Annotated in this window: 6 protein-coding genes and 1 pseudogene; 4 read left to right on the top strand and 3 right to left on the bottom strand. The window is 70.4% G+C overall.

Annotated features, from left to right (window positions below):
• A partial coding sequence (locus AC08OO_RS00550; RefSeq protein WP_476618130.1) for a protein kinase domain-containing protein occupies positions 1–2,117 on the bottom strand: 2,117 nt, incomplete at its 3' end.
• A 489-nt stretch (positions 2,118–2,606) separates the two neighbouring features.
• A complete protein-coding gene (locus AC08OO_RS00545; protein WP_476610798.1) occupies positions 2,607–3,314 on the bottom strand; it encodes an IclR family transcriptional regulator in 708 nt (235 codons plus the stop codon).
• 91 nt (positions 3,315–3,405) lie between these two features.
• Here AC08OO_RS00545 and leuC point away from each other — a divergent pair, with 91 nt between their 5' ends.
• From leuC to AC08OO_RS00530, 3 genes are all read left to right on the top strand, one after another.
• A complete protein-coding gene (gene leuC / locus AC08OO_RS00540; protein WP_476610797.1) occupies positions 3,406–4,803 on the top strand; it encodes a 3-isopropylmalate dehydratase large subunit in 1,398 nt (465 codons plus the stop codon).
• 83 nt (positions 4,804–4,886) lie between these two features.
• Complete coding sequence (leuD, locus tag AC08OO_RS00535) at positions 4,887–5,474, top strand: 3-isopropylmalate dehydratase small subunit (protein ID WP_476610796.1); 588 nt, start codon at positions 4,887–4,889, stop codon at positions 5,472–5,474.
• 517 nt (positions 5,475–5,991) lie between these two features.
• A complete protein-coding gene (locus tag AC08OO_RS00530; protein ID WP_011437995.1) occupies positions 5,992–6,276 on the top strand; it encodes an HU family DNA-binding protein in 285 nt (94 codons plus the stop codon).
• Between the two features lie 21 nt (positions 6,277–6,297).
• On the opposite strand, the gene AC08OO_RS00525 is transcribed toward AC08OO_RS00530, so the two are convergent.
• Positions 6,298–8,499, bottom strand: a complete 2,202-nt coding sequence (locus AC08OO_RS00525; RefSeq protein ID WP_476610795.1) for an RNA degradosome polyphosphate kinase — start codon at positions 8,497–8,499, stop codon at positions 6,298–6,300.
• Positions 8,500–8,813: 314 nt separating this feature from the next.
• Between AC08OO_RS00525 and AC08OO_RS00520 the strand changes: the two are divergent.
• Positions 8,814–11,063, top strand: a pseudogene (locus tag AC08OO_RS00520) (putative bifunctional diguanylate cyclase/phosphodiesterase); the annotation flags it as partial.
• Between the last annotated feature and the right edge of the window lie 11 nt (positions 11,064–11,074).

The following is an 11,074-nucleotide window of genomic DNA, read 5'->3' as shown; positions in this document are numbered from 1 at the left end:
GTCGGGGCCGGGGCGGACGCTGGGGGCTTGGTGCAGGCCAGGGTCAACGTCACCGTCGTGGAATGGCGTGGACGCTGTCCGGTGGGGGAGTACGCCGACACCTTGCTGGTCTCGCTGTTGGTGCATGACCCGTTGACCGCGGTGGAGGTGAAACCGGCGAGGGTGAGCTGCCACCTGGCGTCCGACTCGGTCATTCCGATGACGCCGGGTACCTGCGCGCAATCCTCGACCTGCAGGTTAATCGTGGCTGTTTTGGTAATTTTTCCGGACTTCGGGGACTGGTGCGCGACGGTGTCGACCGCACCGGCGCCGTAGCACCCGAAGGCCTTACTGAGGTTCGTGAAGCCCGCCGATTTCAGGGTGTTCTCCGCCGTGGTGAACGAGCTGCCCTCGGTGTTGGGAACGGTCGCCGTGCCGTCGTCGGTGGGTGACGGGGACGGGCTGCTCCGCGCCGTCGGGCTGTTCGTCGGCGTGGCCCCCGTGGGGCTGGCCGCAGGCGCCGTGCCGGCGCCGGGGGAGGGAGATCCCTTCGCACTGGGCCGCGGGGTCGTCCCGCCCCCGGAGAGGCTCGTCGGGTTGACCCCAACGGCCATGCCCGGAGCGGCTCCGCTGGTTCCGAAGCCGGAACCGCCCGAGGCCGCCGCGGCGGACACCCCGCCGGGACCGTCCGCGCTCAGTTCCGCGCCGGTGCCCCCGCTGGAGGCGAGCGCCCAGCCGCCGGCACCGGCGACGAGGGCGACGACAAGGCCCGCACCCGCCGCAATCCGGCTACGCCGCCGCCGGTCGGCAGCCGCCCGCGAGGCGGGCCCGGCCCCACCGATCGGGGGGCCGGGTTGGTGGTTCGCCGGGATCGCCGACATGACTGTGTTCGTGTCCGCGGCCGGGGCGTCGGAGCGGGCCGGGACCCGCAGCGCCGGCTGCATGCCGGTCGGGGCGTCACCGTCCCACCCTCCCCGGCCGCCGGTGGCCGGGGCCATCCGGGTGCGCTCGACACCGCCCTCCCGTCCACCGGCCTGCGTGACACCGGCCTGCGTGCCACCGGTCTTCGTGGCGGTGGTCAGCGGACTTCCCGCGATCTGCGTGTGCTCCAGGTCGGGCCAGGCGGCTGCGCCGCCCGCCCCGACCACGCATCCCGCGCCCCCCGCCGCGGCCACGGCGGCGGAGCGCACCACGCGCTGCGTTCCCGTGGTGGGGGAATGATCCGCGCTCCGGGCCGCGGACGCGCCGGCGAGTGCGGAAAGCTGGATTCGGTTGTCATGGTCGGCATGGCTGCCTGGCCTGGACGCGTAGCCGCCCCCCCAACGGCTGGCCTCGAGCGCCTCGGCCAGGTCTTCGGCCGCGTCGGCGGCGCTCACGGGCCGCCCCCTCGGGGACTTGGCGAGCATTCCGGCCAGCACACCCCACACCGGCGCAGGCACACCCTGGATGGGCTGGGGCTGTTTTTCGCGGTGCGCCTGCAGGAGCTCGGCCGGGTTGGGGGAGTCGAACGGCGGCGAACCCGCGAGAAGCTCGTACAGCACGACTCCCGCCGAGTACACGTCCGCTGCCGGGGTCGGTGGCGCGCCCGTGCTCAGCTCGGGGGCCATGTAGAGCGGGGTCCCGATCGGCCCGGTGACGCTGGTCCGGGACGAGCCATTGATCATCTGGGCGATCCCGAAGTCGGTCAGGCGCACGATCGGATGAGCCGGATCGGAAGTGTCGATGAGTATGTTCTCGGGTTTGACGTCCCGGTGGACGACGCCGGCGGCGTGCACGCTGTCGAGCGCCCACAGGGTGCCGACGACGAGCCGGACCGCCTCCTCCACCGGTCGAGGCCCGAACTCGCGCAGATGGGTCCGCAGGTCGGGACCGTCAACCAGATCCATGACTATGGCGAGCACGTCGGGTTCGTTCACCAGATCGCGTACGGCGACGAGATCCGGGCTGTCGAGGTCGATCAGAAGGTCCCATTCACGCAGGAAGCGCTCCACGATCTCGGGATCGTCGGCGAGCTCGGGGCGCAGCACCTTGATGGCCACGGGAGCACCGTCCGAGACGGCGGCGCCCCGCCAGACCTGGCCGGTCGTACCCTGCCCGAGTATCTCGTGCAGCACGTACCGCGAACCCAGTTTGCGCACCGCGCGTTGTCCCCTTCTTTGGCGCCGCCCGGGGCGGCCGAGCCTACGACGGCGCCGCTGCGGGCGGCGGCGGCCCGTGGGCGGAGCCCGGAGCGTCATCCGGACGAGCGCACCAGTGCGCGGGCGAGCTGTATCGCTTGCACTAGATGCCAATACCCGCATGGGTCATCCGGCCTACTGTTCCGATCATCCGAGACGGACGACTCGAACAGGCTACGACGTAGGGCGGCGAAGCCGCGCGGCGGGGGATACCCCTGCGCGGTGGAGCCGCCGCCCACCACCGGCAGATGTAGCCCGGGCAGTCGCGGGCGTGGGGTCCGAATGGGGGATTCAAAATGGCGAATGGCAAGAACGGCCGACGAAAAGGTCCGGTCGCGTGTTTTGTGGCCGGGGAAAGTTGCGGTGGTCCACCGGTTGGTGGCCGACGTCCGGTGGCCGGCGGTTGGTGGCGGGTGGATGCAGGCGAGTGGATACAGGCGAGTGGGTGTGTCAGCCGACGGCCGGTGTCGAGAGCCGGGCTGCCGCGGCGAGGACCGCCGCGCGGTGCCGGCGCCCCGGCGACCGGGTGAGTCGCTCCACCGGTCCCGACAGGGACACTGCCGCGATCATCGTTCCCGTGCCATCGTGCACCGGGGCGGACACGGACGCCAACCCCCTCTCGCGTTCCCCGATGCTCTCCGCCCAGCCACGATCGCGCACCCGGCGGAGGACAGCTTCGTCGAACAGGGCTCCGGCGAGCAGTTCCGGCTCGGGATGCGCCGCGAAGGCGAGGAGGACCTGAGCACCGGACCCCGCCGTCATCGGGAGTGCGGCGCCGACGGGCACGGTGTCGCGCAGGCCGCTGGCGCGTTCGGAGGCGGCGACGCAGTGGCGCAGGGCCCCGCGCCGCACATAGAGCTGGGCACTTTCTCCGGTCACCTCACGAAGCTCGGCGAGAACCCGGCCGGCCCGATCCAGCAGGTCCCACGGCAGGGGGGTCGGGGTCCCCGCGGCGAGCCGCGGCCCGGGGACGAAGCGGCCGTCGGCGGTCCGGCCGAGCAGGCGGTGGACCTCGAGAGCCTGTGCCAGCCGATGCGCCGTCGCACGGGTGAGCCCGGTTCGGGCCACCAGATCAGCCAGTGACGCCGGTCCCGCCTCGACGGTGGTCAGCACGAGGGCTGCTTTGTCCAGGACTCCGACTCCGCTAAGCTGTTTCACACATTGATACTGTCATCCCACATCACGAGACAACAAGCTGTGGGACAGGGAAACTCATCACCACGCCAGAAGAGGGGAGAATGGGTTGCCCATGGGGCGCACACTTGCGGAAAAGGTCTGGGACGCCCACGTGGTGCGGCGCGCCGACGGTGAACCGGATCTGCTGTACATCGATCTGCACCTGGTTCACGAGGTCACCTCGCCGCAGGCGTTCGAGGCCCTGCGGCTGGCCGGGCGGCCCGTGCGGCGTCCGGAGCTGACCCTCGCTACCGAGGATCACAACGTCCCCACCACCGACACGCTGGCGCCGATCGCCGATCCGATCTCGGCGGCTCAGGTGGAGGCGCTGCGGAAGAACTGCGCCGAGTTCGGCGTGCGGCTGTACCCGATGAACGACCCGGGCCAGGGCATCGTGCACGTCGTCGGCCCCCAGCTCGGGCTGTCCCAGCCCGGCATGACGATCGTCTGCGGTGACAGTCACACCTCCACCCATGGCGCGTTCGGGGCGCTGGCCTTCGGGATCGGCACCAGCCAGGTCGAGCACGTCCTCGCGACCCAGACGCTGCCGCAGCGCAGGCCGAAGACGATGGCGATCACCGTGGCGGGCGACCTGCCCGTCGGGGTCACCGCGAAGGATCTCATCCTGGCGATCATTGCGCGGATCGGTACCGGCGGTGGTGCCGGCCACGTCATCGAGTACCGCGGTGCGGCGATCCGGGCCCTGCCGATGGAGGGCCGGATGACGGTCTGCAACATGTCCATCGAGGCCGGTGCGCGCGCCGGGATGATCGCGCCCGACGGCGTCACGTTCGAATATCTCGCCGGGCGGCCGTATGTCGCCACCGGCGCTGCCTGGGAGGAAGCGGTGGCCTACTGGCGCACCCTCGCCTCCGACTCCGACGCGGTCTTCGACCGGGAGGTCGTGATCGATGCCGCGAGCCTCACGCCCTACGTCACCTGGGGAACCAACCCGGGCCAGGCCGCACCGCTCGGATCGCTGGTTCCCGCGCCCGCCGACTACCCGGACGCGGCCGCGCGGGCCTCGGTCGAACGAGCGCTGACCTACATGGGCCTCACCCCCGGCACCCCGTTGTCCGACGTCACCGTCGACACGGTGTTCATCGGATCGTGCACCAACGGGCGCCTGAGTGACCTGCGCGCCGCCGCCGACGTGCTGCGCGGCCGGCGGGTGAGCGAGGGGGTCCGGGTCCTGATCGTTCCCGGCTCCATGGCGGTGAAGGCGCAGGCCGAGGCGGAGGGGCTCGACGAGGTCTTCCGAGCGGCGGGAGCGCAGTGGCGCAGCGCCGGCTGTTCGATGTGCCTCGGCATGAACCCCGACACGCTTCGGCCCGGCGAGCGCAGTGCCTCGACGTCGAACCGCAACTTCGAGGGCCGGCAGGGGCCGGGTGGGCGCACCCATCTCGTCTCACCCGCGGTCGCCGCGGCCACCGCCGTGACCGGTCGGCTGACCGCTCCGGCGGATCTGTAGCGCGCCCGGCGTGGATCGTCGGTCCACGCACGACGGCGACCGTCGTTCATCCACGACTTCTTTGAGAGGGGAGCGTTTCCGCGATGGAGGCGTTCACGATTCACACCGGGCGCGCGGTGCCGCTGCGCCGCAGCGACGTCGACACCGATCAGATCATTCCAAGTGAGTGGCTCAAGCGGATCGAGCGGACGGGATTTGGCGCCGGCCTGTTCGCGCAGTGGCGCGCCGACGACGGCTTCGTGCTGAACGACCCAGCGTACGCCGCGGCGTCGATCCTGCTGACCGGCTCGGACTTCGGCACCGGTTCCTCGCGGGAGCACGCCGTCTGGGCGCTGCAGGACTATGGGTTCCGTGCCGTGCTCTCGCCCCGGTTCGCGGACATCTTCCGCGGCAACGCCCTCGGCAACGGCCTGTTGCCGGTGCAGCTGCCGGCTGAGACGGTCGAGGCACTCACGTCCGCCGTCGAGGCCGATCCCACGATCGAGATCACTGTCGATCTCGTCGCGCGCGAGGTCCGGGGCGCGGGGCTGGTGGCCAGCTTTGACCTCGACGACTTCACCCGCTGGCGGTTGATGGAGGGGCTCGACGACGTCGGGCTGACCCTTCGCCACGAAGAGATGATCACCTCTTTCGAGGCCGGTCGGCCCGCCTGGTCGCCGACCACCGCCTAACGCCCGGGGCTGTCACCCGGCCACCGGCGTCCGGGTGCGCCGGTTCCCGAGCACCGCACCATCCGCGGGGACGGAGTCGGGTCCGGTCTCGGTCGGGGGTTCACGGTGGTGCGTGTCGGATCTCACATTCAGGAAGGTGGGATGGGTGACGGGTGCACCGGGGGAGTGTTGATCATCTCTGTGGGGATGAAGCGGCTGTCGCGGCAGGCTTCCGGGTAGCTACCCAGCGGAGTGGCATCGGCGATGTCGGGGGCATCCGGCTACCAAAGGGTGACATTGCGCCCAAGCCAGAAGGCAATTCTCGCTACTGAACGTAATGAATCTGCCGAACGAGCTATGTCGGCCGGACCCTACGCATCCCGTCGCCCACCGGAGCGAACCCGTTGACGTGCGGGTTTGTGTGACGCGACACGCTCACGGGAATTGCCCTCGACAGTGGAGATGCCTACGGTGCAGCGCAGTGTGATGCCCGATCTGCTCCCCACCCCGCGCCCGCGGGGGGCGTCCGGAGGTTGTTGTGAACAAGTCCCAGTTGGTTGACCGCATCGCCCAGCAGATCGAGGGCGGGCGGTCGAACGCCACCAAGGCCGTCGACGCGGTGTTCGACGCCATTCAGGAGGCCGTCGCGAGCGGAGAGAAGGTGACCATCACCGGCTTCGGCGTGTTCGAGCGGGTGGAACGGGCCGCCCGCACAGGTCGTAACCCGGCGACGGGTGAGCCCGTGCACGTCGCTGCCTCGGTCGTGCCGAAGTTCCGGCCCGGCTCCGAGTTCAAGTCGAGCGTCTCGGCGAGCAACGACTGACCATCGGTGCGGGCGCCGGGCTTACCGGTGCCCGCGCCGCATGGCGTCGGCCATCAGGTCGTGCTGGTAGTCCGACAGGCGAACGTCGTCCGGCCCGGTCATGCGTCGTTCCCAGCAGCCGTCGGACTGCAGCACCCAGGCGGACACCTCGTCGGAGAACGCGTGGTCGAGCATCTGCCGCAGGGTGTCTCGCCGGTCTGGGTGCGGGACGCGCACGAGTGCCTCGATACGACGGTCGAGATTGCGGTGCATCATGTCCGCGCTGCCGATCCAGAACTCGCCGGACGAGGTGAACTCGAGGACCCGGCTGTGCTCCAGGAACCGCCCCAGGATCGAGCGCACGTGGACCGTCTCCGACAGGCCCTGCACTCCGGGACGTAGGGCGCAGATCCCGCGGACCAGGCAGTGCACGGGTACCCCGGCGATGGAGGCGTGATACAGCGCGTCGATCACCTGTTCGTCGACAAGGCTGTTGACCTTGATGCGGATCCCGGACTCCCCGCCCTCCCGGGCAGCCTGGGCCTCGGCTTCGATCCGCTGCAGGATGCCATCCCGCATGTGCTGCGGGGCGACCAGCAGCGAGCGGTACTCCGTCTGTCGGCTGTAGCCGGTGAGGACGTTGAACAGGTCGGTGAGATCCGCGCCCACGCCCGGGTCGGCGGTCAGCAGCCCGAGGTCCTCGTAGAGCCGAGCGGTCTTGGGGTTGTAGTTGCCGGTACCCACATGGCAGTAGCGGCGCAGGCCGCCGCGTTCCTGGCGTACCACGAGGCAGGTCTTGCAGTGGGTCTTCAGGCCGATGAGACCGTAGACCACGTGGCAGCCGGCCCGTTCCAGCTCGCGGGCCCAGCGGATGTTGGCGCTCTCGTCGAACCGGGCCTTGATCTCGACGAGGACGACGACCTGCTTTCCCGCCTCGGCCGCGCCGATGAGGGCATCCACGATGGGGGAGTCCCCGGACGTGCGATAGAGCGTCTGCTTGATGGCGAGAACATGCGGATCGGCCGCCGCCTGCTCGATGAACCGCTGAACGGACGTGGTGAACGAGTCGTACGGGTGGTGAACGAGGACGTCGCCCTCCCGGAGCACGCTGAAGAAGTCCGGTGTCTCGCCGTCATCGGTCGTCAGCCGCCGATGTGTGATCGGGACCCGCGGCGTGTCTTTCAGCTCCGGGCGGTCGAGGTCGTAGAGAGCCCACAGGGTCGACAGGTCGAGCAGGCCGGCGACCCGATGTACCTCGCGCTCGGTGATCTCCAGCTCCCGCATCAGCAGGGTGAGCAGATCATCATCGATGTCGCCGTCCACCTCCAGGCGGACGGCGGGACCGAACCGGCGCCGGGCGAGCTCGCGCTCCAGAGCCTGGAGCAGATCCTCCGCCTCGTCCTCCTCGACTTCGAGGTCGGCGTTGCGGGTGACCCGGAACAGATGGGAGTCGATCACTTCCATGCCCGGGAACAGCTGGGAGAGATGGGCGGCGATCACTTCCTCCAGCGGGACGAAGCATGCGCTCGCCTGGGGGGCCAGGCCCCCCGGGACGCCGGTCGTGTCGGTAGGCTCCACCGCCACGGGGACCAGCCGAGGAACGTTCTGGGGCACCTTCACCCGGGCGAAGCGGTCGACCTCCCCGCCCGGGTCACGGACCTGGACGGCCAGATTGAGCGACAGCCCGCTGATGTAGGGGAAGGGGTGCGCCGGATCGACGGCGAGGGGAGTGAGCACCGGGAAGATCTGCTTGTGGAAGTAGTGGTGCAGCTGATCACGCTGGGTTTCGGTCAGCTGGGGCCAGAACCGGATGCTGATCCCGGCATGGGCCAGCGACGGCCCCACCTCGTCGGTGAAGCATCGCGAATGCCGCTGGGTGACCTCGGCCGTCATCGTGCTGATGAGATCGAGTTGTTCCCGGGCGGTCAGCCCGTCGGCGGAGCGGACGGCCAGTCCCGTCGCCTCGCGTCGCATCAGCCCCGCGACCCGGACCATGTAGAACTCATCCAGGTTGCTGGCGAAGATCGCTAGGAACTTCGCGCGTTCCAGCAGGGGCGTGGACACGTCCTCGGCGAGCGCGAGGACCCGGGCGTTGAAGTCGAGCCAGGACGCCTCTCGGTTGATGAAGCGGCCGGCGGGCAGGTCGGACGGCGCAGGCTGACGTGGCGCCTCCAGGGGCTCGAGCAGGCCACTGCGGGCCTTGCGCTGAGGCTGTTCAGGACGGGTCGCCATCAGCTCGCTCATGCCTGTAGATGGTGCCAGTCCCCGATGGACTCGGCAGCATCGATGTGGCATCTCTGGCAGCGGGGGCCGGGCGGGACCCGCATCGCTGGTCTGACCCCGATCCGGACGCTGGCAGAGACCGCGCGGCACGCGAAGTATCCGCCTACTCTTTGTGATATAGCGATCACGCGCTACGGTGCCGAGAAGCGCCGTCGCACTCGTTTGTACCTTATCGTGATGTAGTGGGCCGTTTCCGTGGTCCGGTCGGATCCCTCTGCCCCAGGCGGCCGACTGCCCCAGGCGGCCAGCACAGGGGGAGGAGGGCGGGACGAGGGATGCTCGTCGACGCCGCCGCGATCGCCGCGGGCCTGACCGCGACACTGAGTTGTGCCCTGGCCGGTCGCCGTCTCGGTCGAGTACGGGGCCGCTGGTTGGTGTGGCTGTCCTTCGCGCTGGCAACCTGGACGGTTGGACAGGCCGGATGGATGCTGCACCGCTGGGACGGGGCATCGGCCGGAGGGCGGACCGCGACGGATGCCGGGTATCTCACCGACGCCGGCCAACTCGCCATGCCGGTCCTCGCACTCGCCGCCTTCGCGGCTGTTCCCGCGGGTCGGGCGCGTCGATCACGACCGCGCGCGGGCGTGCTGGCGCCGGCAGGGATGGCCGGCCTCGCCGGGGGCAGCCACCGCTGGCCGCCGAGTTCCTCGCGGCTCACCCGCGTCGCCGGGGCGGGCTGCGAGGGGGTGGCCGCCGCCTACCCGCGCGCCGGTCCGGCCACCGCGTTCGACGAGGTCATACTCGGCAACTCCCTGTTCCTGCTCGCCTGGTCCGGGGTGCTCGCCGGGATCGACGAAGTGGACTCCTCCCGCCCGCCGCAGCCGGTGGAGCATCTCCTCGCGGTTGCGCATCCGATCGTCGTGCTGCTGTTGATCATCGCATTCCTGCACGTGGCAGGCTTCCGGCAACCGGTGGACCTGCCCGCCGTCGCGATCGCCGGAACCGGACTGGTGTGCCTCGCGGTCGCCGGCGTGTGGATCGTTCAGCTCGACGGCAGGGATCCCACGATGACGGGTTCCTGCTCGGTCGCCGGTGCCCTGTTGATCGTCCTTGCGGCATCGCGTGCCGGCCGGGAGGACGGCCGGGAGAACGGCCGCCGGTCTCGCCGGTGGCCCGTTCACGGCGAACTGCTCGGATGGCTGTGGCCGGCGGTCCCCTATGTCGCCGCGGCCGTGGTCGCGGCGCTTCTGCTGGGGCGGGCCCACGGCGGAGTCGTTCTCGATCCGGTCGAGATTATCGGGGGTGCGACGCTCGTCCTCACCGTCCTCGTCCGGCAGCTGACGACCCTGCGGGTGAGTCAGCGGTTGGCGGGCCGGGTCGGCGAGGCCGAGCACGAGGCGCGGCACTGGACATCCCATGACCCGTTGACCGAGCTGGCCAACCGCGCCCTGTTCCACCAGCGGCTCACCGACGCCCTCGCCGCGAGCCGCCACGACGGCCGTGACGTGGCCGTCCTGTACTGCGACCTCGACGACTTCCGGGTCGTCAACGACAGCCTCGGGCACGCCGCAGGTGATCATCTGCTGCGCGAGGTCGGGCAACGGCTACGACACTGCGTAGGCACGTCGGACACCGTGGCGAGGCTCGGCTCCGACGAGTTCGCCGTGCTGTTGGACGGTGGGCGGGAACTGCCCGAGACCGTCGCCGAACGGGTCCTGGCCGCGCTGCGCCAGCCGGCGCAGGCCGCCGGTCACCTCTGGCCGGTCCGCGGGAGTGTGGGGCTGGTCGTCGCGTGCCGGACCCAGGAGACCACCGAGGCGCTGCTCCGGCGGGCCGACACGGCCGTCCACACGGCAAAACGAACGGGAAAGAACCGTCTGGTGGTCTACCGGCCCGGACTGTGCCCGCCCAGCGTCGGCACGCACCTCGCCGACGCCTTGGCCACCGCCCTGCGCAGGGGAGGACGGTCGGCCGGCTTCGACGTGCACTACCAGCCCATCGTGCGGCTGCGCGATCGCAGTCCGGTCGCCCTGGAGGCCCTCGCCCGATGGACGGAGCCGGGGCGTGGACCGGTGCCACCGGGCACCTTTGTCGCGGCCGCGGAGGACGGCGGCATCGTCGGCGCCCTCGACGACATGGTCCTCACCCAGGCCTGCGCGGAGGTCGCCGTGGCGTACCCGGCCTCGGCACTGCGGCTGCACGTGAACGTCTCAGCCAGCAGGATCGCCGATACCACGCTGCTCGACAGTGTCGCCCGGGCGCTGGCGGCCAGTCGGTTCGACCCGGGCAGGCTGGTGGTCGAGATCACCGAAACGAGCCGGATTGACGATCTGCGCGGCGCACGCGAGGTGTTGAACGAGGTTCGTGCGCTGGGGGTGGCGGTCGCGCTCGACGATGTCGGTGCCGGCCACAGCACATTGGCCGCCCTCCATCAACTGCCGGTGGACGTCGTGAAGCTCGATCGGACGCTGCTCGAACCGCCCAGGGACGGGCACCGAGTGGCGACGATGCGTCGATCGATGATCAGTCTCGCGCACGCCCTCGGTGCCGTCGTCGTGGCCGAGGGCATCGAGCGGGAAGGACAGATCGCCGAGCT

The organism is Frankia sp. CeCAU1, assembly GCF_977971845.1.
This window is presented reverse-complemented; position numbering and strand designations above follow the sequence as displayed.